We start from the raw sequence: 24,171 nt of genomic DNA on the forward strand, positions 1-24,171 counted from the left end.
TCGTTGACGTCGATCTTGAGCGGCACCTTCTCGCCGCCGACGGCCGCGCCCGACTTGCGGCGCACCGCCACGAGCAAGGGTGTCTCCCCAGGCATCGAGAGCTGGGCCGGGACCTCCTGGTTGAAGGTCATGTCGTTCTTCACCGTGTTCCAGTCCGACCCGCTCATCGTGAGGTTGAGCGTGCGAACGACCACCGGATCGTAGAACTGTGGCCAGTTCTGGGCGATTGCCCGCGAAGCGAGTGAAGTGGTGAGGGTCAGGGCGGCGAGGGCAGAGAGCAGGAAGCGAAGGCGTCCCGGCACGATGAAACTCCTCCAAAATCCTCGACTCGGGCTGTATCCGAAGGAGGGTGGGGGGATGGAGAAGACCGCCTGGAGAGAGGTAGCGATCGGCAAGAAGGATAGGCTTGGGCACGACCGCACCACAACAGAATTGTGGCAATTCGTTCTGGACCTCAGACTGAGCCTTGCATAGAATCTTCGCCCTCAAGGCTTCCTCGATCCCCCCCGACGGTTCGTCCCCCGGCTTCCGCGCTCCACGGGCGCTGCGGCGAACGTGGAGATCCATTGCCGATCGACCCGTCGCACGTGCGGCGCCTCGAGTGGAAGTACCGGGTGTCCCTGGAGCAGGCCGCTCGGCTGGGACAGGCGCTCATCCCCCGCACCGAGCCCGACGCCCACGGCGGCGCGGACGGGGCCTACAGCGTCCTCAGCCTCTACTACGACACGCCCGACCTGCGCTTCTACCACGAGCGCAAGGACGGCGCGAAAGTCCGGCGAAAGCTGCGCATCCGGAACTACGGCGACGAGCTCTACTACCTGGAGATCAAGCGCAAGATCGACAAGGAGGTCGTCAAGGAGCGCACGTCCATCCATCAGTCGCAGGTCGCCGGGGCACTGAACGGCGTGGATCCCAAGGTGCTGATGGCCGGACGACCCGCGAGCGACCTGCGCACCCTCGAGCGCTTCCGCTACAACATGAAATCACTCGGACTGGTTCCCGCGGTGCTGATCGGCTATCGGCGCCAGGCGCTGGTCGGCAAGGTCGAGCCTTATCTTCGGATCACCTTCGATTCGGACTTGCGAAGCCGCATGCGTCCCCTCGAGCAGGAGCTGCTCGCGGGCGCCGATCTGCGGCCGTTCCAGGAAGGATGTGTCCTGGAGCTCAAATTCGACGCCCGACCGCCCCGGTGGTGGATGGACCTCGCGACCGAGTTCGGCCTCCGGCGCGAGTCCTATTCGAAATATTGCGAGGGGATCGACTCCTGGGGCATCCCGCGCCCCTCGGCCGCGGACGACGGACCACGGGCAGCCCAGGGCTCCTGATGGATTCGTTGCTTCACTCGTTCTCCTTCTCCCCTCAGCCTTCGAACTGGGCGCCGATCGTCATCAACGTCCTCGTGGCGTTCCTGCTCGGACTCTTCATCGCGGCGGTCTACCGAGCCACGCACCGGCAGATGGTGGTGTCCTTCTCGTTCGTGAACACCCTGATCCTCATGTCCATGATCATGTGCCTGGTGATCATGGTGATCGGCAACAACATCGCCCGCGCATTTGGCCTGGCCGGGGCCATGTCGATCGTGAGGTTTCGCACGGTCGTCAAGGACACTCGGGACACGGCGTTCGTCTTCTACGCGCTGGGCGCGGGCATGGCCGCCGGGACCGGGAACCTCCTGCTCGCGCTGATGGGGACCCCGCTCGTCGGACTCTTCCTCGGCGTTCTCCACTGGACACGGCACGGCACTTCGCAGGACGCCTATCTGCTCGGCTTCGAGATCGAGTCGAGCGGCAATGACCGCGAGCCCTATCTCGACGTGTTCCGGCGTCACCTCGAGAACTGGAATTTCGTGAGCGGCCGCTCGGTGCGATCCGGCAGCGGCATTCATCACATGTTCCAGGTGCGTCTCCGCCCCAACGTGCGCTCTCAGGACCTCATTCGCGACCTCGCCGCGCTCGAGGGTGTGATCCGGGTTCAGCTCTCGCTGGGCGAGGAACCCGAAGCCTGAGACCATGGGTCTCCCGCGCAGACTCCTGACGACGGTGCTGGTGGCGGGCGCACTCGGGTCGGCCTCGACAAGGCCGGTTGGAGCCGGCGTCTCCGGCTTGCTGCCGGCGCGCTGGGAAGCCCGCTTCACGCTGGGTCACGACAGCAACCTGCTCGACATCTCGGACTTCGAACAAGCCACGTTCGGGATCCCTGGCACCTCGACGTTCTTCGCCGTGGATCGCTTGTCGGACCAATTCGGGGAGGGCGAGGCCGAGGCCGAGTGGAGGGCCGACGACCTCGGCGGGCGGCCCAGGCTCCGTTTGTCCTGGGAGCGCCGTCAGTATCTACACAACCCGATCAAGAGCGAGGACCACCTCACGCTCGGACTTCGGCTGCGCCCGGCCGGTTCGAGCCGCGTGGACCTGAAAGCCGAGTATCGACCGCAGGTCTACGTGCGGCATCGACTCGACTCGGGCGCGCTCCCGGGCGAACCGCTGTTTCGTCCCGAGGTCTATGAGCGCGGGGATCTCGAGCTCGACGTCCACCAGCCGTGGGGAAAGAGCACGGCGGCCGAGGTCTTGGTCCTGGGCTCGAAGCGGCGCTACGACGGGCCCTTCGAGGGGCGTGACCGGGAGACGTTCGGCGGCGGCGGCGCCTTGGAGCGCACCCTGAGCAAGAACCTCGTGGTCCGCGGCGGGGCCGAGTACCGGGCCACGTGGACGGAGAACGATCCTGGAGATCCCGATGACCGCTCGTACCGCGACTGGCGGGCGGTAGCGGGGATCGCGCTCGCGGAAGTGCCTTTGCTCGAAACCGTGACGCTCGACCTCGAGCTCGTCTGGCGGCGCTTCACCAGCACGAACCCGGACGATCAGGATCACTACGGACGCCGCGACCAGGGCGGGGAGGCGGAGCTCGAGGTCACTCGCCGTCTTTCACGCGCATTCTCATGGGTCAGCAACGGGATCCTGCGCTGGAGGGACTCGAACTTCCCCGAAACGGCGTTCGATGAAGAGGGCGTGCTGCAGGACTCCGAGCTGCGCACGGGGATCGCGTGGGAGTGGCAGCGATGATGCGCCGGGCGGCGATCGTCCTCCTTCTGTTGAGTGGTTGCTCCGTGGACGTGCAGGACGGCGCGGGACCGCGCCGCCCATCCCCCGACGTGGAGGGGACGGTGACCCGCGCATCGTCGCCCGCGGCCGACGTCGACGTGGAGCTTCACAACGTGGCGACCGACGCCAAGGTCTTCGACACCCAGAGCGATCCCCAGGGGGTCTTTCGCTTCTACGCGGTGCCCGGGGGCCTGTGGGAGGTCCGGGCGGAGAGCAATCGCTCCGGCGACTTCGCGTCCGTGCGCCGGCAGTTCTATCGCGCGGACGGAGACGGCAAGCGGCGGATCGCGCTCGACATCTTCGGCCACGGCGCCCGGCCCATGGCACCGGTGGCCAACGCGACCGTGACGGTGCCGAGCCCCTTCGCGGCGCTCGACTTTCACTGGTCATCTCCTCCCGACAGCGGGGTGCTCGCTCGTGTGCAGCTCTACGATGCCTTGGGCGAAGACGTCTGGAGGTCCTCCTGGGCCGTCACCGATTCCGCTCGCTTCTATGGCTACGGAACCGAGGGTTCCTATCAAGGCGTCCCGGTCGGCCCGGGCCAGTATCAATGGCTGGTCCGGTTTCAATTTCCCGACAGCACCGATGCACGGAGCCATCGCATTCCAGTGATCTTCGAGTGAGGGCTCAGGGCCCGAGGCGGACGATCTTGCGCGCCGAGGTCGCACTCTCGGCGTCGAGCACCGCGAAGTAGACGCCTGCCGGACAGGTCCGGCCCTGATCGTCCTCCCCGGCCCACGACACTTCGTGCTCCCCTTCGGGCTGGACTCCCGAGTGGATCACGCGCACGCGGCGCCCGAGCGCGTCGAGCATCACCACGCGTGCCGGACCCGCGTGCGCAAGCCGGTAACCGAACCGTACCGTGCCCCGGGAAGGCTGGGCGGAGAGCACGCGCAAACCCGGCCCCCCCGACTCGGCTCCCCAGGGAACGCCGGTCGAAGCGCCTTTCATGATCGTGAAGCTGTCACGAACCGCGCGCTGCATATCGAGGAACCGCGCGTCGAGCCGGTTGCCGTCGATGTCGATCACGAGCGATCCGAGAACGTTCATCGAGCTGATCATCACCGGGTGATCGAGCGACCCGCCTCCGGTCTGGGCGCCCACGCCATTCACCACGTAGACGCAGCCCTCCCGAGGTCCGGTGCCGACCGAAGGCTTGGCGTACGGACCATCGCCATTCCAGCGGCCATTGCCGTCATCGACCTTCATCGCCTGCGTGAGCGTGGACGAGACGCCATAGTGGCCGTTGAGAAGGAACGAGCGCTCGTAGTTGTGGCTGTGGCCGGCCAGCACCACGTCCACGCCCGCGGAGTCGAGGATGGGCACGATGTTGCGCCTCATCTCCCCCATGTGCCCGGCGCTGTCGAATTCGTTGTCGGAGTCGTGCGATCCCTTCGTATACGGAGGGTGATGCCAGAATGCGATCACCCAGTCGCGCGGCGTGGCCGCGAGATCGGCGCGCAGCCACACGGCCATCGGGCCGCCCACGGCGCGGCTGCTGCCCTCCGAGTCGAGGCAGATGAAATGGATGTTCCCGTAGTCGAACGAGTAGTAGGCCTCGCTCCCCGAGGGCAGCCCGCCCGCCTCGCCCGCGATCGGCAGGGTGAAGATGTCGTAGTAGTCGTTGTTGGCCCCGGAATACAGAGCGTCGTGGTTTCCGCGGGTGGGCCACAGCGCAGTGCTCCGCAGCAAGGCGGGATACAGGTCGAAGACGCCGCTCTGGTACTCGGCGTCCGTGCCGGTGTTGTAGGCGTTGTCACCGAGCATGAGCCACAGATCCGCGGGCCTGGTGGCCGCGGCGTAGGCGGCGAAGGCGTCCCGAACCGAGGCCGCTCCCGAGCCGCCGGTACCGGAGTCGCCAATGACCCACAGGCGCGTCGGCTTCACGGTTCCCGGCGTGGGCGGGGTGACGAAGCTGGTCTGCGCGTCGCCTCCCGAAAGGACCTCGGTCCCGGTGCCCACCGAATAGTAGTAGCGGGTATCGGCGGCGAGACCGATCAGGTGGACGACGTGCTCGGTGGTCGCGATCGGGTCGTACACCGTGAGGTCGAGATTCGCGAGACTCGTCCCGTATCGAACCTGGCCGTCGGTGGCGACGTCGGTGCGCCACCGAATCGTGATCCGGCTCGGCGACGCGTTGCCGATGTACGGCCCCCGGCTCACGACCGCGGCGATGCGCGCGGGCTGCGCCTGGCCGCCTGGGATGGCCTGGGCCTGCGGCGCTTCGCCCTGCGGCGCGGCGAGAGCCACCGCCGCCTGGGTCCCTTGGCGCCGATCCCGAAGCGCGGCCCGGGCCGCGGCCGACGTCCAGCGCGCGGCATCCGTGTCTCCCTGGCGCGCCAGCAGCTCCGCACGACGCGAAAGCCATGCGCCCGGCCGCCGCAGGCTTGCGGACATCCGGTCGAGCCGGGCGAGCGCCTTGTCCGGGTGGCCCGTCGCTTCTTCGATGTCCACCGCGGCGAGCTCGAGGCTCGCGATCCGTCCGAGCCGCTCCATCCCGGCTTCCAGCGTGGCCAGCGCCGGCGCCGCATGATCGAGCCCGGCCTCCATCAATAGGCTCGCCCGGCGCACGTACAGATCAGGCGTCGGCGAGCGGACGCCATGAATGACCCGCGCCAGATCGCGGGCCGCTCCCAGCCTGTCGCCCTGGAGGACGCGGGCGCGTGCCCGGAGCTCGAGGGCGCGAGGGTCTTCGGGGAAGCCCGCCAGATGCCGCTCGATCGCCACCGAGGCTTCGGTGGCGCGGTTGCGCTCCAGCGCCAGCGCCGCGCGACAGAGATCGAGGCTCGGCTCGTGGGGATCGATCGCGGCCGCGCGCTCGAGCTGCGCCTCGGCGGCATCGAGCTCTCCCGCCAGCCGGTGCAGCTCCGCCAGCTCGAGCGCCGACTCGACGTTCGGCTGGGCGGCGGCCTTCGCGGACTTCTCTTCGATGAGATCGTGAACGCCGCGATGGGCCCTCGAGGGCTGCGAGAGGAGGGCGGCGCCAACCACCGCGATCACCAGCAGAGAAAGGCGTCTCATGGGGGTCCGCCTGGAACGGCCACGAGGGAGAGGGAACTCGAAGGGCATCGACAGCCGACCCTATGATCGATGCTCGCGAATCGAACCGCGAGGACATTTTTCGAGCCGGACGCCGATTCGAGGAGCGCCTCCCGCTCACGACGCCTTTCTGGTTGAGCCAGGGTTCAGCCGGGACTAGCCTTCGCGGGCGACGTCCACGCAGGCCCGACTCCAGGAGGGACCATGCCTCGCATGACGCTGTTTGCGCTGCTCCTGCCGGGCCTTCTCCTCGCCACTTCGGCTCACGCGGCACGTGGGGGCGTCCCCGGTCCCGAGGCCCCGCACGCATGGCCTCACCGCACCGAGCTGCACGCGGATCGCCAGATCGAGCTCGATCAAAGGCCGGCGTGGCAGGGGTTCAAGGCGCGCCACGGCGCATGGCGGGCGATGTGGAACGAGCGCGCCGAGACGCCTTCGCTGGCGACCGGGCCGGGAATTCGTCTGGCGGCTCGCCTCGAGGATCGCGAGGGCGTGGATCGCGCGCTGCGCGACTTCATCACCTCCAATCCCGGAATCTTCCGCGCCGCGTCCCGTGACCTGGAGACCGTGCGCGTCCAGCGCGCGGGCTCCGTCTGGTACGCGAGCTACCGGCGACGGGCCGATGGCGTGCCGGTGCTGTTCGAGCGCTGGGAGTTCCGCGTCGGCGGTCCAGCCCGGCTCATGGCCTTCGGCGTCGACGCCAGGCCGCTGGACGCCGGAATGAAGGCGGCGCCGGCGATCGATGCGTCCGGGGCGCGCGATGCGGCGCGCGCCGACCTGAAGCTCGGCCCCGGCGCACGGATCGAAGGCGGCGACAATCTCTACTGGCTTCCCGAGGAAGGCTCGGGCGGCCCGACCTACCGGCTGGTGCGTGAGGTGCGAGCGCGTGCGACGACGCCGCCGGCGAGCTGGATCGTGCTGGTCGACGCGGCCGACGGCGCCGTGCGCTGGCGTCATGATCGCCTGCGCTTCGACATCGCCGGGCAGGTGAACGGACCGGTCCACCTCGGGTTGCCAACTGGCCCCACCCAGCCTCAGCCGTTTCCTCACCAGCGGGTCGGCGTCGGCGGCAACAACGTATTCGCCGACGCTGCGGGGATCTACACTTCACCGGCCACCGGAACGGTGACCGTCGAGTCCGCGCTCGAGGGATTGTTCTGCGACGTGTACCGCTCGGACGACGCGGACGCGGTTTTCTCCACGACGGCAACCGAACCGGGACTCGCGCACATCCCCTGGAGCGACGCCAACTCGCATCAGGGCGAGCGCGACGCCTACTTCCACATCAACCTGGTCCATGACCACCTGAAGTCGATCGACCCTGGGTTCACCGGCAACGACTATCCGATGCCGTGCGTGGTCAACATCCCGGATTACTGCAACGCGTTCTGGGACGGCTTCTCGGTCAACTTCTACGGGGAGGGCGGAGGCTGCCCCAATATCGCCACGATGCCGGACGTCGTCTACCACGAGTACGGACACGGCGTGAACGACAACCTCTACGTCCAGGCCGGCTCTCCGTTCGGCATGTTCAATGGCGCCCTCCACGAGGGTCTGGCGGACGTGACGGCCGCCTTCGTCCAGGACAACCCGATCTTCGGCAAAGGCTTCTTTGGTCCTGGCACCGCGCTGCGGTCCGCCGAGAACAGCGCCCGGTGGCCCGAGGACGCCTCCAGTGATCCGCACATCACTGGCCTGATCGTCGCTGGAGCGATGTGGGACCTGCGCGAGTCGATCGGGCTCACGCTCGCGGACCGGCTTGGACACTTCGCCAAGTACGGCGTCCCCGACGATGCCAACGACGGAATGGCGATGGGCCGGTACTTCACCGAGGTCCTCATCGCCGACGACAACGACGGGGATCTCGCCAACGGGACGCCGCATTTCGACCAGATCGCCACCGCTTTCGGCGCCCATGGCATCGGCACCGGCGTGTTCATCTCGATGGCGCATGTGCCGCTCGTGGATCAACCCACCCCGAGCCCTTATTCGATCCAGTGCCAGATCGCCTATTCGGGACCGTTCGGCGGTCTCGATCCCGCGAGCCCGTGCATTCGATACTCGGTGAACGACAGCCCGATCGGGACGACTCCGCTGACGTCCATCGGCGGCAGCGACTACGTCGGAGCCATTCCGGCGCCTGCGCGCTCGATCGTGCGTTACTACCTCAGTGTCTCGGATCAGCATGGAGACTCGCGCACGCTCCCACGCAACGCGGAGCAGCCGATCGCCTTCCTGGCCGGTCCGACGATCACCCACATGCTGCACGATCATGAGGCGAATGCCGGCTGGATCCCGGGAGACCCTCAGGACGACGCCGTCAGCGGCCGCTGGCAGTGGGTGGCGCCGATCGGCAGCACGCTCGGGGACCAGCAGGTCCAGACCGACGCCGATCACACGCCGACCGGGATCCTCTGCTACGTGACCCAGAATCCGATCATGGACTTCTCGCCCGGCGCGCATGACGTGGACAACGGCCGCACCACCCTCTTTACGAGCACGTTCGACGCTTTGGCCGCAGGCCCCGACGCGCTGATCGAGTACTACCGCTGGTACACGAACAACCTCGGAGCCGCGCCAGGCAGCGATCTGTGGCGGGTCGACATCTCGAACGATGGGGGACTTTCCTATGTTCCGGTGGAGAGCACTCCCCTCAGCGACAACTCGTGGAGGCGGGTCGTCTTCTATGTGAAGGACTTCCTTCCGCCGACCGGCCTGATGCGCCTGCGCTTCATCGCCGAGGACCTCCTGGACCCGTCTTTGGTCGAAGCGGCGGTCGACGATCTGCGTCTGCTGAGCTTCACCAACGGGACCACCGCGGTGAGCGAGACGTCCGGCCCGGCCCTGTCGTTCTCGCGTCCCTCCCCCAATCCGTCCCGCGAAAGGACCCGCTTCCGCTTCCAGCTCCCGATCCAGGAGGCGGCGAGCCTGGCGATCTACGATCTCTCCGGCCGGCGCGTTCGCCAGCTGGCTGCCGGTCTCATGGCGGCGGGTCCGCACGAGTCGACGTGGGACGGCAAGGACGAGAACGGAGCGGCGGTGGCGAGCGGCCTCTACTTCGCGCGGCTCGATACGCCCGCGGGCACGTTGACCCAGCGCGTCGTGCGATCCCGCTGAGCTAGAAGCGCCAGACCAGCGCCAGGGCCGGCTGACCCGACGAGCCGAGCGTCGGCGTCAGCGTGGGGCCGCCGGCGGCCAGGCCTTCGTTCCTCCGCCGCTCTTGATTGCGGTTCACCACGGTGTTGGCCACCAGAGAACCGAGCGCCGCGCCGAGGATGACGTCGGAGGCCCAGTGGGCGTCGGTGCTGAAGCGCTGGAGGGCCACCGCCGTGGCGATCCCGTAGCTGGTCACGCCGACCGCCACCTGCACGGCCCCGGGCATGCCTTCGGTGTGCCGGGTGAAGATGGTGGCGATCTCGAAGACCACCGAGGTGTGGCCTGAAGGCATCGAGGTTCCACTGACGAAGAACACGGACCGGCCTGCCTCGAAGGGATGGTCACGGCCGATGACGAACTTGGCAAGGTTCCTGATGCCTCCCGCGATCAAGTGCGATTCGATCACGTCGAGACACACGCTCTGGAGCGGATCGATGTCGAGCGCGGTGCCGACCACCGCACCCCCGACCCAGTAGGGCCAGGTTCGCCCCATGAGTCCCACATCACCGAATTGGTTCCCGACGTCGAGCACGGCGTCGAAGGCGGGGTCGCCGTAACTACGCAACGTGGCCCGTCGGATCTCGTTGTCGTAGCTGTAGACGATCACCGTGGCGCCCACCACGCCCGCGGTGATGAGGGCGTCCTTGGCCGACATCCGAAGTGGCGAGGTCGCGACGAATGCGAGATCGGTGGCGAAGGCGTGGACCATATGCGTAGCCCGCCTCAGCACGCCACGTCGCTTGGGCACGGGCGCCGGCTTCGACGTGGAGTCGATGGCCGCGGGAACGGAGGTCGTAGTCGTGGAGTCGGCGACCATCGGGACCGCGATCGTATCGGCGGCCGCCATCGCGGCGCCACGATCGTTCAGGTGCGCATGGGGCACGCCCGAGCTCTCGAGGAAGAGCAGGAAGAGCGCCGGTCCGGCACCGGTCATTCCTTCAGGGGAGAGTGCCCGTCCTCCGACGGTGCGTAGTACGGGTTGGCCCCGACCGCATGATCCGTCACGTCCACGATCTCCCTGATCCCGGGGACCATCTCCTTGAGGCGCACCTCGATCCCCTCCCGTAAGGTCACCGATGCCATCCCGCAGCCCTGACAGCCCCCATGGAGCTCGATGTAGGCGACGCCGTCCTTCACCTCGTGAAGCACGACGAAGCCTCCGTGGGCGGCCACCGCCGGATTGATGTCGTCATCGAGCACGCGCTGGACCGCCTGGGCGAGCGGGTCGGCCCACGGCGAGTTGGGATTGTCGATCTTGAACCCGCTCTCCTGGAGCGTCTCGACGAAGTCGATCGTCACCCCATCGACCTTCGGTGCGGTGTCTCCGTCGACCAGGACCTGGAAGCCGCCGGCATCGAACGCTGTGTCTGCCGCGGTCCTGTCGCCAAGTGGCGTGAATCCCAGACGATAGCGATAACCGCCGGGTCCTCGGCCATCGATCGAAAACCGCAGCGCCAGGTCCTTCCTGGGGTCCTTGGCCATGAGGCCGACGATCTTGTGGCGGGCGACATCGGTGAACGTGATCACGGATCGAGGATAGCGGGCGGCGGGGAGAGCGTGCAACGGGCCTGGTCTTGGCCTCTAGGGGGCGCCGGCGAGTGGGACCACCGCGCGCGCCAAACGAGAGGCTGCGAACGCGGGATCACTATCCGCGAGAAGATATTCCTCTCCGACGCCCCCTCGACATGCGGGTCGGTCATTTCCCGCACGTTCGTCCCGTGGGCGGCAGGCCCGCGAGACATAGCTCACACTGCGGGGTCGCTGCGCCACCTAGGGGAAGGCGGACACCCGGTCAGACTCCGTGCGAGCCATGAGAAGCATGAACCCGAGTCAGGGAAGCGTCAATCGCGAAACGCACGAGCGCGGAACGGAAGTTTGAAACGGTCACGAAAGCCCCAGAATTACGCGTTTCCTGGCGCGATGGATCGGCCATTTCGCCGGGGTTGCGTGGACCTCTTTCCTCCTCCAACATGCGCGCACGAGACAGGGAGGGTTTTCGATGGAAGAGCGGCCGCCCGATCCAGCCGATCCATACCGACCTCGGGACTTCCAACCTCCTCCATCGCCTCCACCTCCTCCCGCCACCCCATCCTGGGAGGTTCCCTACGGCGGGGGTCCGCCTCCCCCGGAAGCGGGACCCGAACCGATTCCCTGGGAGCAGCCGGGTCTCGGCTTCTTCGCCGGTTTCTACGAGACGCTCCGGCTGCTCGCCACCAAGCCGCGGCGCGCGTACGAGCGAGTGACGGCGACCCGTGCCTGGATGCGACCGCTCGGGTTCGCGCTCCTGGTGGGCTGGCCCGGCATCCTGGCCGGGACGTTCTGGGAGATCACGTTTCAGAGCCAGATGGAGCAGTGGCTGCCCTGGCTCAAGGACCAGGGCTTCGAGCGCACGCCTCCGATCGTGGCGATCGGGATCGCGCTCGCCGCGCCTCTGTGGTTCCCGGGGTTCCTGCTCGTCGCCGCCGCCTTCCAGCACTTGTTCCTGTGGATGGTCGGTGGAGCGAAGAGCGGCTTCGTCCAGACCTTCCGTGTGATGTGCTATGCGCAGATCTCCGCGCTCGGCGGTTTTCTGCCGATGTGCGGCAGCCTGCTGGCCGCCGTGTGGCACATCGTGCTCCAGGTCATCGGCCTCTCGGCCGTCCACAAGATCGGCGTTGGCCGCGCGCTGCTGGCGCTGCTGTTGCCGCTGCTGCTCTGCTGCGGATGCATCGCGATCCTGTTCTCGATGTTCGGAGCGGCGTGGCTCGCCGAGCTGAAGGGGTCGCCATGACCTGGCGGCGAGCACGATCGGACGATCTGCCGCTCGCCTTGCTGTGGCTGGCTTCGGCGGTGGTGGCGATGGCGCTCATGCCATGGCTGCCGATCGCCGCTCGGATCCTCCCCTCCTGCGCGCTTCACTCGATGACCGGCATCCCCTGCTTCGCCTGCGGATCGAGCCGAGCCGCGCTTGCGCTCACGCAAGGCGACTGGCCTCAGGCGCTCGCGCTCAATCCGCTCGCGTCACTGGCCATGCTGGCTGGATGTCTCGGCGGTCTCGTGGCGCCGGCCTGGGTTGCGCTGCGCGCGCCTTTGCCGGGCCTCGATGACGCGGCGTCGCGGCGCCTGCGAATCGTGGCATGGTGCGCGGTCCTGGCGCAGTGGGCGTATCTGATTCTCACCCGGCGCTGATCACTCCTCCACCAGCATGATCTGGGCGCCGTAGAGCGGGTACGCGATCTCGTAGGTGATCCTTCGGAAGGGCGCGCGCCCCGCGGCCTCGAGTTTCCAGCCCAGCGGGGCCGTCACGTGCTGCAGAACCTTCGCGTAGTTGGGGACTGGAGAAGCGCGCAAGGCCTCGGCGGTGGCCGATGAGCGCACGACCCGGGCGTTGAGCGAGAGCCGATCGTAGTCGCGCTCGGGATCCGGCAAGGCGACCAGCCCACGGCCCGCCGTGTCGAACGCGCGAAGCCCGAATTCGCTGTCCGGCCACACTTCGGGGTGCATGAGCAGCGTGAGGTCGAGGCGCTTGATGGGATAGGTGAGCACATCCCCGACCGCCCACTCGCGCTTCTCCGCCTTGGGACCGGCCCGCGAGGCGATGCTCTCGTGAAACTCGGATAGGAACACCTCCGCCGCCGAGTCTCGCCGCACCGAGCCGGTCGAGATCTCGTAGAAGGTGTAGTCCTTGTCCTTCTCGGTGGACGTCGAGATGGATACGCCCGCCGGGCGGCAGAACTCGCGGAGCAGCCGGGCGCCACCCTTGGGCTCGGCCCCACGGTGGCTCGCGCCCAGGCGGATCCGCGCCGTGGGCCGCAGCCGGTGGATGCCAATGAACGCGGCGAGGAACAGCACGTCCACACGCTTGGGATTCCGCCGGCCCGGATGAACGACCCAGGTGTAGCTCTCGAGATCGATCGAGGTGCCTTTGATCATCGCCATGCCGCGGTAGACCGCCTGGCGCGCCCCGTCTTCGTGGCGGCGGCGCGCCTCCGGCAAGGCGTCGGCGATCACCGCGTCGAGCCGGGTGCGCATCCCGAAGCTCCGTTGCAGCTCGTGATCGAAGGCGAGCAGGGCGCGCTCCGCCCGCTGCGCCGCGCGCGCCGAGGCGCCGCGGCCACGCGCCGCGGCGATGAACTGCCGGAGCGGCACCACGCCGGGGAACAGGCTCAGGGCGACCAGCGAGTCGCTGGTCCGCAGAGCGGACATCAGCCGGCTCGCGAACGTCTTGTCGACCCCGGCGATGCGCGCGACCTCGATCGGCCCAAGGCCCGCGAACGGGGAGGAATCGATCACCGCGCGCAAAGCGATCGCGAGCTCGTCGGAAAGGCGGACCATGGCGTCGGTCTCGCGAGCGCGCGGCTTGGGCAATGGCTTGAAGTCCTGTCGGGGAGAGGTGTCGGGTCGTAGGATACCTCGGATCGAAGCCAGCTTACGCCGGAAAGGCGGCCGGCGGCCACCGCGCTCGGCCGCCCGTCGGAACGGCGCGGCAGCCGGCTTCGACGCCACCCCACCCGCCCGGCGTCTGGAGCCGACCGCCCGTTCCCGGCCACGATATCGAGGGGCACGACCCCCTACCCCACTCGAAGGGAGCCCGCATCATGCACGTACGGCGTGCGGTTCCAGGCCCGGTCGCGCAACTCTTGCTTCCTGCAAGATGAGCTTGCTGCGGTAGTTCGCGGGGCTCGTTCGCGTTTCCAGGCAGGCGTTCGAGTCCCGTATGGGAGGCGTCGGACGTCGTGCGAGTGAGCGGAGTTTCCTAGAGCTTCGTTCGGTCGGCGACGATCCGGCGCCTCTTCGATGGTCGATCACGACCCGGAACGGCGAAAGTTCTTACCGGTTCCAGAACCACCTTGGCTCTTACCTTGGCCGCCAACCTCGCGACCACCTCAGGGCCTCCGGGGCAGTTGCGTCGCAACTCCTTACTCTCCCCAGGGAGAGCAGAAAGTTACATCCGCGGGTTCTTCACCTCGTATCTCTTCCTCGGCCTGGTCACAGACCCCGCGGTGTGACGGCCCGACAGATCTCGCTGGCTCCGGGGCCAGTGAGATCCGTCAGTTTCTCAGCGGCGAGAGGCTTCGCACCGCGGCTTCGTAGCAGTCGCTGCAAATGACCGGCGCGTCGTGCCCGCAGGGGAAGCCGAAGTCACGCTCGTGCCGGTCCCTCGCCTCCTGGAAGTCCGCCATCTTCGCCACCACCAGCATCGACTTGTTGCAGCCCTTGCACCGGAGCTGCGCCGTGAACAGCGTTTCCCCAGGCCGCGCCGAGAACGCACAGCGTACGACGACACCGATGGAGGCGGGTCGCGATGCGCTCAACCGCCACCTTCCGCGCGCGAAGTGTCCGCTCTTGTTGTTCACGAAGTGACGTTCATGGTTGTCGCCACCAGGCCGACGCTCAGGCGACGGGCCTGGTGGCGCGGAGACCGACCGCTATCGCACGAACGCCGCGCGCCGCGACAGGCTCATGCCGTCCTGCGTGAGGCGAATCATGTAGACCCCCGCACTCAGCCCAGTCTGGGCGAGGTCCACCGTGTGCCATCCCGCTCCGAGGCCATCCACGCGCCGGCTGGAGATCTGCCGTCCGCTGATGTCGTAGAGGGCCAGCGTGGCGGGGTTGGTGCCCTTCAGGCTGAAGCTGACCCGGAGATGTTGCGTCGCCGGGTTCGGCGTCACGCCGCGCAGCGCCAGCACGGCCGGGCGGTTTCCGACGCCCACCGGAGTGGTGATCGTGAATTCTTCACTCACCCCGAGCGCGCCATCCACGATGAATCCCGTCTCGTCCGAGGATTCCACCAACACGATCGCCACCTTGGCTCGATCGCTGGGGGGCGTGTCCGTCAACGTCCAGAGATAGCTTCCGGTATTCGCCAGCCCGCGTTCCACCAGCTCCCAGCTATCGCCGCCATCCAGCGAGTAGAGAACCGCCACGGACTGAACCTGGATGCCGTTTGGCGTCTGCCAGCTGACGGTCGTGGAGCCTCCGCTCGGAACGGAGGTCCCGGCAGAAGGCGCGGAGACGACCGCACGGAGCACGCGGATGTAATCGATCCCCATGAAGAATTGGCCGTCCACCGTGCCGGTGACGGTCACCGGAACGGCGTTTCCGTCCGTCAGCGTCAGCTCCACCGCAGCGCGGTTGAACTTCACCATCAGATCGGGCTTGCCGTTCCCGTCGTGGTCTCCAAGTTCGGTGGGAGCATCCGCGTCCACCGGCACCGATCCGTTGAGACGGATCGAGCCGATGTCGATCTGGCTCGCGGCGTAGGGATCGGCGGGCTCGAGATACGCGGTGACCCACAGACCGGAGGACTTGAGGTTGAGCGTGCTGGGCGTGAAAGCGAACGCCAGGTCGACCTGGAGCTCGCCGACTGCGAAGTCGCTGAACGACGTGATGCCCGTCGCCTCCGTGCTCGTGGCGGTGCGGGCGCCGGTCGCCGGTCCCGACCAGTTCGGCGCGTCATATTTCCGTACGATGAAGTTGTCGACGTTCGCACCGGGGTCGATGTCTGCGGAAACGAAGTTGAACACCGCGTCGGCCGTCGTGAATGTGGTTCCAGAGTTCGTCAGCGTCCAGTTGCGGTTGACGCTCCGATTCGGGACGAGATTCGCCGACGCGATCTGGGGGTGGTCACCGCCCGTCGCCTTGCCGATGAGTGCGCCCGCGCCGGTTACGCTCGCGAACGTCACGTCGATCGGCGAATACGCCAGGGCATCGCCGACCTCGAACGTCTGCGCAACCGCATCGCCCGCCGTCACCGGCTTCTGCAGGAAGCCATCCACGTAGCCTGCCGTCCGCGTCACGACGCCATTGGCGACCAGCTTGTTCGCGCCCGTGATGATTCGGCCGTTCGTGAGCGCCGTCGTGCCGCTCACGGTGAGGTCACCGCCCGCGATGGTGAGCGCGTGAGTCGCGTCGTTGTCGTCGTACCACAAGCTGACGAGCGTGCGGCCGGGGGGGATCTCGGAACCGGTGCTGCTCGACGCGGTGGTCCTGAGGTAGGCAATGTGCTCCCCGCCCGTGCCGAGGTTGAACGTCGGGGCGACGTCGAAGGCTCCGGCGGCCGTCGGGGTCGTCGTGTTGCCGATCTGGACCAGGTTCACGGTCGCGCTGCCGTCACCCAGCGTCAGCCGGTCCGAGTTGAGGATGTTGCCGTCAAAGATGATGATCCGTCGCGCCACCAGCGGGGAGACCTGGCTCATGGTCAGGTTCGCCATCTGCGTTTCCCAGCTCGTCAGCACGCCCGTGCTGGTGCCGAAGCCCTGGTAGACGCCGTTGCCGCCCGCCGGGAACCAGACGAACCGGGACCACGGACCGGTCGCGGTCAGCGTTCCGTTGTTCGTGACGGTGCTGCCGCGCTGCAGGTAGGTATTGTTTCCGATGTTGAACGTGCAGCCCGCGTTGATGGTCAGGTCAAGCGCGCTGTTGGCGAAGGAGGTCGGCGGGCGGAACAGGACCGTATGGCCGGCCGAAGCGTTGCTGACGACGACATTGGGCAGCAGCCCCTCGACGTTGAACGTCTTGGCCGCACCCGAGCCGGCGTCGCCGAACTGCAGCACCGTGTTGGAGATACCCAGCGCCGTGTTGCCCTGCTGGTTGCGATAGTCACGAGCCGGCACGCCGCTGCTGCTGTTGCGGATGATGACGGTGCCGCCGCTCATGTCGACGTCGGGGCCAAGACCTTGCCCGAGGTCGAAGCTCGCGAGCGTGGCCGAATTGTTGCTGATCGTGCAGACGGTGATGACTCCGCCGGTCTGCGTGTAGGCGAGGTTGTTCGTTGGGGCGCCGACACCGAAGCGTCCGGTCACGTTGATGGCGCCGCCCTCGACGGTGACGACGGCGTTGTTGCCGAAGGCGATCGAGTTGTTGGCCGCGGTACCCACGTTGAGTGTGCCCTGCGAGATCCGCAGCAACCCGTTCACGGTTCCATTACCGGCTTGTCCGCTCACGATGTAGTTCGGGTTGTTGAGCCAGAATCCGCCGGTGGCAGGAATGAAGAGGCCGCCGCTGGAGGTCCTGCCCGCCATGGGAAAGGTTCCGGAGATCTTGAGCGTGCCGTTCGTGATCGTCAGGAACGCCATCGGGGCTCCGTCCACGACGGTGCCCTGTACGGAAAGCACCGACGTGGCAATCTCCAGGATGTTCGCGTTGGACGTGCCCTTGTTGATGGTGAGTGTGCGGAGATCCGTCGTAGGGCCCGTGCCACTGAACGTCCTGCTCGCCGCACCCGTGAAGGTGAGGCGCGCGCCGGAGGTGTTCGACGAGGTGCTCAGGTCGAGCGTGCCGTCGTTCGTCAGGTTGCCGCCGACAATCAAGTTGTGACCGGTCTGAACGCCCACCGGGTTCGTCTGCAGGATCCCGCCGGGCGAGATCGAGAGGTTGGTGGTCACGGTCAGCGACCGCACCGTGGCGTCGTACTCGAGCAATCCCTCGACCCTCAGAGAGCCGATGGTGATCGGGGTCGTGTTGATGGTCACCGTGGTGCCAACCCCGATGACGACGTCATCGGTCGCCACCGGAACTCCGGTGTCCCACGTGGCGGGGTTGTTCCACCCGCCGTTCGCGACGCTCGTCACGGTCGCGGCGAACGCATTCGCCGAAAGCGCGCACAAGCTCGCGAGCACGAGTGCTGAGCCAAATCGCTTGAGACGCGGCATCGTCTTCATCGCATTGCTCCGGGTGGCGAGGTGGAATTATCTGCTGGATGAACATGCGACGGGTGCGTCAGGAACCAGATCATCTCGATCAACGTTATGGGATAGGTCATGGTCAGTCGCCAGCCTCTGAAGGGCGTCAGGCCGTGGCCGGTGCGCTCGAGCACATGGCGCACCACGGCGGAGTGATTCACAACGCCCGGAATCTCGTACTTCTGCGGCCCCAGTGGGTGATGCTCGATCGAGCGTGCGAGGTCTACCTCGGAGTAGTGGCGACGGCCGTCCTCGCCGGGAGTCCGCATGGAAGGGCGCGGTCCCGGGAGCACGAACGAGACCTGTGACGCCGCATCCGGGTAGAGCGACTCGGCGATGTACACATCGCGCACCACCTGTCGGCAGGGCGTGTGCAGCACGTAACCGCGCAGGGAGTGGACACGGGACTCGGGCTCGACCGGCCAGCCGTTGCGGATGATCATCGTCGATGTCAGCTGGGACGGCGCGTGGATCGCCGGGTCCCCGGCGAGCACCAGCGCCGTCATGTCGCCCTCCTGCATGACGTCGAGCCTCGGCAGAGGCTGCGTGCTGAAAGCCGGCAGCAGGAAGCCGGCCGGATTGGCGGGCCCGCGGTGGCCATCGAGCGTCTCGAAGCTGATCGCGTTCTCGGTCATGGCATCGTCGGGATCGCCCCAGATGGACAACAGCACCAGCGGCGTGCTCGGGCGCAGGCGACGGAGTCCGATCCGGCGCTGGATCTCGATGCCGTCCACGCGGCGCCCATCGGACGAAGGCACCAGGAACAGCGTCGTGCTCAGCACGTCGCAAAAGTGGCCGAGCAGGAACGACATGGACTTGAACGACGCCTGCTTGGCGATGTGCTCGCGCTTGCGGAGCGCCACGTTCGAGGTGTCGGAGATCTGGGCATCGATCGAAGTGCGGCCGCCGGGCACGGTGTCGAGCAGCTGCTCGAAGCGCTCGGTAGCACCCAGAAGATTCGAGATCGAGGCGGGGTCCGCATAACGGCTGGCGAGGTCGGCGAAGATGCGCAAGCCCCCCGGCGACGGGACGAGGTGCATGAGATCGAGATCGGATGAAGACGTCACCGCGCGCACCAGACGGCTGGCCAGGCTCTTGTCGAGTCCGATCGCGCGGGAAATGCGAGTCGGCCGCGGACTGACCCCTGCCACCGCCTCCAGCACGGGAGCGATGGTCCGGCGCAGTTCGCCGGCCAGCGCCTCGATCTGCCTGAGATCGGTGCGGGCCCTCTCTGCCGGCAGGATCATCGCCATGATTCAGTGCATCCGTACGATGCGCCGCAGGGCCGAGCCCTGCGGTGTGATGAGCCGCGCGAAGTAGAGACCCGCGCCGACCGGCCGTCCGCTCTCCTCGCGACCATCCCAGGAGACCGAACGCCGGCCCGCCGGAAGTTCGGAGTGAAGCAGCGTGGCGACACGCCGCCCGGAGGCGTCGTACACCGAGAGATCCACCGGGCCCGCGGACTCCAGCGCGAAGTCGAGCCGGATCGATGACGTCGAGGGATTCGGGCGCGGCGGTGACAGCTCGAGGCGCGCGTGCAACCGCGGCTCCGGGACCGAAACGGTCGGAGGCACGGTGATCCGGAACGCACGGCGCGTGTAAGGCGGCGTGAGCATCTGGCCGTGGCCGAAGATCTGGGTGCCGTCGGGAGTCATTGCGCCCAGGCTCTGGATCGTGAAGTTCGGATCGACGAGGACGCCGTTGTCCGCCAGCCACGTGTTGATGTCCTGGACGCCGGTGGCTTCGGTCCAGATGAACCCGGTCGTGTTGAACGGGGATCCGTCGAACGTGCAGTACCCGACGATGACCTTGCCGTTGTTGCTGACGGCGTACGGGACGTTGAGCCCAGTCGTCTCGGTGCCGTCCACCCAGCCCAGGAACTCAACGTCGCCGAAGGTCCCGCTCACGCGCGTCCACTTCGCCACGCCGCGCGGACTGTCGACGGCGCTGCGGGCGAAGCCGGTGATGATGTCGCCGGTCTGGTTCGCGGCCCGGACCTCACCGATCCCCTCGTTGGTGAGCGGATCGTAGTTGGTCAGAAGCTGGAGAGAGCCGTTCGCCCACACCGCGGGCCGCCACGGCCCCTGGGGTGTCTCGACCCAGCCGCCGATGACCGACCCATCGTAGTTGACGGCGTTCGCGCGGCTCGCCTGACCGGTCGTGGTTCCGCCCAGGTCGACGACGCCTGTGGCCTGGGTCCACTTGGACGCGTGGGCGCGATTGCCCTGGCCGGGGCGATTGAAGAGACCGACGACGGTGTTGCCGTCCCCCGAGAGGCCCCAGACGCTCCCGTAGGAACCATCCTGGGTGCCTCCGTCCGCAGGCGGGGGCGGCATGAGCTCCTGCCAGCCTGAGCCGAACGTCCAGAGCCCGTGCGTGGTGTACGTGCCGTCGAGGCTCCCGATGCCAAAGGCAATCCGGGTGCCGTCCGCGGAGATGTCGGGGACTCCAGCGCCGCCGACCAGCATCGGGCGCCCGAGCGACACCAGGCCGGTGGCCTGCGTCCAGCGAAAGGCGGTCGTGTTGCCAGACGTCTGTGTGTTGCCCGTCACCACCGATCCATCCGCCGAAACAGCGTGCAGAGTGCCGTCGTCGAAGATGAACTCGAACGTCACCGCGGCGCGAGCCGCTGACGGCAGAATCGCGACGCAAACGGCAAGGACTGCGACAGCCTTCTTCATCTCTTTCTCTCCCTGAAATGGCGAATGGAGCTCGGCTCGATGAGGCACCGGGGGACGGCGTGCCCCACGAGCGTTACGGCCCCGGAACTTCTCCTCGCAGGCCGGTCGCCGCCGTCGCCGTCGGTCGATGGACGTCGCCCTCGATCTTGATGGTGTAGTCGGGGCGCTTGATCGGGTCGAGCGGGTAGGTCCAGGTCCCCGGCGGGAAGGGCGGCGGGCACGCGACGATGGCGACCGTCGGATCGCCAATGACCGGGCCAGCCGTGTGGAAGTGGACGGTGTAGGGGAAGATGCCGAGATTGTGCACCGGGGTGAGCGACACCCAGTAGTCACCGGCCGGAAGCTCGATGTCCAATCCGCCGGCAGTCACTCGGACGGCCGTGCTCGGCCCCTTCGTCTCGAGGACGGCCGTGATGGGCACCAGCAGGCTCGGCAGCTCGAGCGAATCGCCGGGCGTGGTGGGCAGAGGGCCGGTCTTGGGGTAGATCCAGAGTCGCCCTTGGGTCGCGGTCTCGACGTTGCCGCGCTTCTCGTAGATCCGGACGGTCGTGATGCGCACCGGGTTGTCGAAGTGCACGTCGGACGCGGTGTGGGCCTTGGTGTTCCCGCTGATCTGGTTGCAAGAGTTGGACGAGAGGTTCACGGAACCGTCGTCCTCGCCGACTGGGCCGGGCTGGTCCCAGTTGGATTGATCCCAGAGCACCTCTGCGCCGGCTGCCGATGCCAGCGAAAGAAGCAGAGCCGATGCGGCGGCGATGAGTCTCGAGTGTCGGAGGAGCACAGGACGCCTCGTGAGCGGTGGTGCAGTATCGGCGGCGCCGACGCTCGGCGCCCAACGCCCGGGACCATACGAGGGCTGGACATTCTGCACAAGAGAAATCTGAGAGACGTCTCAAACCCAATCAAGTTTTTGTAACCATTTATGTAACAACGACTAAGTCGTTCATTATTCTCTGGGATAAAAACCGTTGAAACCTCTCTGGCCAGCCGCTAGCGTCCCTCGGTGCCCTTGCCCATCGATGGCCACACAAGGCCGCCGTCATGGGTCCGGTTGAGCCCTCACATCCTCCGAAAGCGAGTGCCGTGTCCCTTTCGTTCTGTCGGCGCGCCAAGTCCATCCTTCTACTGCTTCTCGTCCTGTCTCCGTCGGCCCGCGACGCTCACGCGCGGATCCGAGAGTCTGACAAGAGCCCAGCCACGATGCTTGCTCCCGCACCCGTCCTGCCCGTGGCGGGTGTTCGCCTCGACGAGGGTGCCGCGCGATTCGAGGTGTCACCCGGCGCCGGCGTGACGGACCTGCGGATCGTCGTCGCGCGTTTCCCGTTCGATCCGTCGGGATGGTCGTCGGTACCGAGCGGCCTCGCCTGGACCGTCGTGCCTTACGGTGCCCGTCCCGTCCCGCTGGAGGCATTGGCGCTCGTCGATCGCACCGATACCAAACTGTGGTGGGCGGTCGTGTGGAAGGACCTGCGCACCGGCGGGATGCGCGCCAGCGAGGTCCGAGAGTTCACCGCCGTGCCCCGCTTCGCCAATCGTGTCGGGCCTGACGGGGCCTTGCGCCCAAGCTCGACGGGGCATCTTCCCCAGCGCCTGACAACCAGCGTCGGAGAGGCCCGAGCGCCAATTGAGCTCGCCTCTGGGTATTCACTCGTGCCAGGCGGTCCACCCCCCATGATTCCCGCCAAGCTCAAGCGGGCGGAAGCCACGACCGGTGGCGCTCGTGCGAGTCGCGCGTATCTCGTTCAGTTCGCGGACGACTCACCGGATGCCGCCCGCAAACGGATCGTTGACGCGGGGGCCGAGGTCATCAGCCCAATGTCGGGTGGCGGTTTTCTCGTTCGCATGCGCGCGGACGCCTTGGAACGGTTGCAGAAAGCGAGCGCGGAACCCTGGATCGCTCCCTACGAGCCTGCATACAAGCTGAGCCCCGTTCTCGACCTGTCCGCCAGCGGACGTATCGATGTGACGGCGCTGCTATTCATGGACGGTGACGGCGATGCGACGGTCGCCGCGCTGCGTGCGCTGGGCGCCACCCATCTCGCGCCGCACAAAGGCAGTCTGAACCACCTGGTGCGCTTCGAGCTCGACCCATCGCGGCTCGCCGATGCCGCCGCGATCGCCGACGTTCAATGGATCGAGCCCTCCCCCGTCTACTCGTTCAAGAACGACAAGGCGCAGTGGGTGGTGCAGTCCGGAGTCCAGAACTCCCGCCCTGTCACCGACCGCGGCATCCGCGGGCAGGGGCAAGTGGTGATGGTCACCGACAGCGGACTCCGCACCAACCACGAGATGTTCGACGACTCGACGCAGGCGATCATGACTTGGGGTGATTACCCGAGCCACCGCAAGATCATCGCGTACCGGCCGGGCTCCAGCTCGCCCGTGATCACGTTCGGCGACGACGTCAGCTTCGACTACCACGGAACCCACACGTCCGGGACGGTTGCGGGCAACCCGGATCCCACTTCGGCCGCTCCGTGGTCCGGTATCGCCAAGGACGCCAAGCTGTATTTCATGGATGTCGCAGGAACCGATGGCGTCGGGCTGCGAATCCCGGCCGATCTCAACGACCTCTTCCAGCCGTCGTACACCGGCAACACCGGCGGCGCGGCCCGAATCTCATCCAACTCGTGGGGTTCCAGCCTGCTGGGCCGCTACACGCTCGCTTCCATGCAGACCGATCAGTTCGCCTGGAGCCACCCCGACTACCTGATTGCCTTCGCGAGCGGGAACATCGGTGTATTCGCCTCGGTGGCCTCTCCTGGAACGGCCAAGAACTGCTTGACCGTCGGCGCCACGGGCAACGGCACGATGCAGAACCAGCTCGCTTCGTTTTCCAGCCGCGGACCCACTAGGGACGGCCGCCGCAAGCCCACCGTGATGGCGCCCGGCGACTTGGTCACCTCGGCGTACGCCTCGACCCGGTACACGTACGCCACGTACTCGGGAACCTCCATGGCCACGCCGGCGGTCGCGGGGGCGCTGGCGCTGGTGCGTCAGTATCTGACGGAGGGATGGTATCCGACCGGGGCGCCGGTCCCGGCCAACGCATTCGTCCCATCGGCTGCGCTGCTGCGGGCGGTTGCCGTGACCTCCGGTCGCGACGACGTCGCTCCCTTCCACGTTCCCGACAACACGATCGGCTATGGCCGTCTCACTCTCGACGACGTGCTCTATTTCCCCGGAGACGCGAGCCGCACGCTGCTGGTCGACACCCGTGACGGCGTGCCGCACCAGCAGTTCGTCGAGTACCAGGTCAACGTCACGGATCCCACCCAGCCCCTCAAGATCGCGCTGTGCTGGACGGACTTTCCCGGCAACCCGGCCTCCGCCGTGCAGATCGTGAACGACCTGGATCTGATCGTGACGCACGGCGGCACGACTTACCGTGGCAACTATCTGCTCAACTATGTCTCGGCTCCTGGCGGAACACGGGATTCGCTGAACGTCGAGGAGCTCGTGCGGCTCGCGACACCCGGCGCGGGTCTCTGGACGATCCGTGTCGAGGGTCGCCGCATCGTCCAGGGCCCTCAA

18 protein-coding genes are annotated in these 24,171 nt (G+C 67.2%); 8 read left to right on the top strand and 10 right to left on the bottom strand.

Annotation, left to right across the window (positions count from 1 at the left end):
- On the bottom strand, positions 1-302 hold a 302-nt coding region (locus VFQ05_00170), incomplete at its 3' end, for a hypothetical protein (GenBank protein ID HET9325165.1).
- 264 nt (positions 303-566) lie between these two features.
- Here VFQ05_00170 and VFQ05_00175 point away from each other — a divergent pair.
- Genes VFQ05_00175 through VFQ05_00190 form a run of 4 tightly spaced genes read left to right on the top strand, consistent with a single transcriptional unit; the run spans position 567 to position 3,721 of the window.
- Complete coding sequence (locus VFQ05_00175) at positions 567-1,325, top strand: polyphosphate polymerase domain-containing protein (GenBank protein ID HET9325166.1); 759 nt, start codon at positions 567-569, stop codon at positions 1,323-1,325.
- Positions 1,325-2,005, top strand: coding sequence for a DUF4956 domain-containing protein (locus VFQ05_00180; GenBank protein ID HET9325167.1), 681 nt, complete (start codon positions 1,325-1,327; stop codon positions 2,003-2,005). The genes VFQ05_00175 and VFQ05_00180 overlap by 1 nt, the downstream gene beginning before the upstream one ends.
- A gap of 4 nt (positions 2,006-2,009) precedes the next feature.
- On the top strand, positions 2,010-3,059 hold the full coding sequence (locus VFQ05_00185; GenBank protein ID HET9325168.1) for a hypothetical protein: 1,050 nt from the start codon (positions 2,010-2,012) through the stop codon (positions 3,057-3,059).
- Positions 3,056-3,721 carry a carboxypeptidase-like regulatory domain-containing protein gene (locus VFQ05_00190; protein ID HET9325169.1) on the top strand — a complete coding sequence of 222 codons (666 nt, stop codon included), beginning with the start codon at positions 3,056-3,058 and terminating at the stop codon, positions 3,719-3,721. Before VFQ05_00185 ends, VFQ05_00190 begins: the two co-directional genes overlap by 4 nt.
- A 4-nt stretch (positions 3,722-3,725) precedes the next feature.
- On the opposite strand, the gene VFQ05_00195 is transcribed toward VFQ05_00190, so the two are convergent.
- Positions 3,726-6,119, bottom strand: a complete 2,394-nt coding sequence (locus tag VFQ05_00195) for a metallophosphoesterase (GenBank protein HET9325170.1) — start codon at positions 6,117-6,119, stop codon at positions 3,726-3,728.
- A gap of 222 nt (positions 6,120-6,341) precedes the next feature.
- Between VFQ05_00195 and VFQ05_00200 the strand changes: the two genes are divergently transcribed.
- Positions 6,342-9,254 (top strand): FlgD immunoglobulin-like domain containing protein, encoded by a 2,913-nt coding sequence (locus VFQ05_00200; GenBank protein ID HET9325171.1) that lies wholly within the window; start codon positions 6,342-6,344, stop codon positions 9,252-9,254.
- 1 nt (position 9,255) lies between these two features.
- Here the strand turns inward: VFQ05_00200 and VFQ05_00205 are convergent, their stop codons facing one another.
- Entirely contained in the window at positions 9,256-10,227 is a 972-nt protein-coding gene (locus VFQ05_00205) for a phosphatase PAP2 family protein (GenBank protein ID HET9325172.1), read from the bottom strand.
- Positions 10,224-10,820 (bottom strand): iron-sulfur cluster assembly accessory protein, encoded by a 597-nt coding sequence (locus VFQ05_00210; protein ID HET9325173.1) that lies wholly within the window; start codon positions 10,818-10,820, stop codon positions 10,224-10,226. Before VFQ05_00210 ends, VFQ05_00205 begins: the two co-directional genes overlap by 4 nt.
- Before the next feature lie 472 nt (positions 10,821-11,292).
- Between VFQ05_00210 and VFQ05_00215 the strand changes: the two genes are divergently transcribed.
- Together VFQ05_00215 and VFQ05_00220 are read left to right on the top strand one after the other, a co-directional pair.
- On the top strand, positions 11,293-12,063 hold the full coding sequence (locus VFQ05_00215; GenBank protein HET9325174.1) for a Yip1 family protein: 771 nt from the start codon (positions 11,293-11,295) through the stop codon (positions 12,061-12,063).
- On the top strand, positions 12,060-12,461 hold the full coding sequence (locus VFQ05_00220) for a DUF2752 domain-containing protein (protein ID HET9325175.1): 402 nt from the start codon (positions 12,060-12,062) through the stop codon (positions 12,459-12,461). The genes VFQ05_00215 and VFQ05_00220 overlap by 4 nt, the downstream gene beginning before the upstream one ends.
- Here VFQ05_00220 and VFQ05_00225 read toward each other — a convergent pair whose 3' ends face one another.
- From VFQ05_00225 to VFQ05_00250, 6 genes are all read right to left on the bottom strand, one after another.
- On the bottom strand, positions 12,462-13,607 hold the full coding sequence (locus tag VFQ05_00225; GenBank protein HET9325176.1) for a hypothetical protein: 1,146 nt from the start codon (positions 13,605-13,607) through the stop codon (positions 12,462-12,464). It lies immediately after the preceding gene.
- Between the two features lie 716 nt (positions 13,608-14,323).
- Positions 14,324-14,587, bottom strand: a complete 264-nt coding sequence (locus VFQ05_00230; protein HET9325177.1) for a hypothetical protein — start codon at positions 14,585-14,587, stop codon at positions 14,324-14,326.
- A gap of 114 nt (positions 14,588-14,701) precedes the next feature.
- On the bottom strand, positions 14,702-17,935 hold the full coding sequence (locus VFQ05_00235) for a T9SS type A sorting domain-containing protein (GenBank protein ID HET9325178.1): 3,234 nt from the start codon (positions 17,933-17,935) through the stop codon (positions 14,702-14,704).
- Positions 17,932-19,209 (bottom strand): hypothetical protein, encoded by a 1,278-nt coding sequence (locus VFQ05_00240; GenBank protein HET9325179.1) that lies wholly within the window; start codon positions 19,207-19,209, stop codon positions 17,932-17,934. The genes VFQ05_00235 and VFQ05_00240 overlap by 4 nt, the downstream gene beginning before the upstream one ends.
- Before the next feature lie 3 nt (positions 19,210-19,212).
- Positions 19,213-20,637, bottom strand: coding sequence for a FlgD immunoglobulin-like domain containing protein (locus VFQ05_00245; GenBank protein ID HET9325180.1), 1,425 nt, complete (start codon positions 20,635-20,637; stop codon positions 19,213-19,215).
- 73 nt (positions 20,638-20,710) lie between these two features.
- The gene (locus tag VFQ05_00250) at positions 20,711-21,418 is read right to left on the bottom strand and encodes a hypothetical protein (GenBank protein ID HET9325181.1); all 708 of its coding nucleotides are present in this window, start codon (positions 21,416-21,418) and stop codon (positions 20,711-20,713) included.
- A 419-nt stretch (positions 21,419-21,837) separates the two neighbouring features.
- Here VFQ05_00250 and VFQ05_00255 point away from each other — a divergent pair.
- On the top strand, positions 21,838-24,171 hold a 2,334-nt coding region (locus VFQ05_00255; protein HET9325182.1), incomplete at its 3' end, for a S8 family serine peptidase.

The organism is Candidatus Eisenbacteria bacterium, assembly GCA_035712145.1.
Lineage (GTDB): Bacteria > Eisenbacteria > RBG-16-71-46 > RBG-16-71-46 > RBG-16-71-46 > DASTBI01.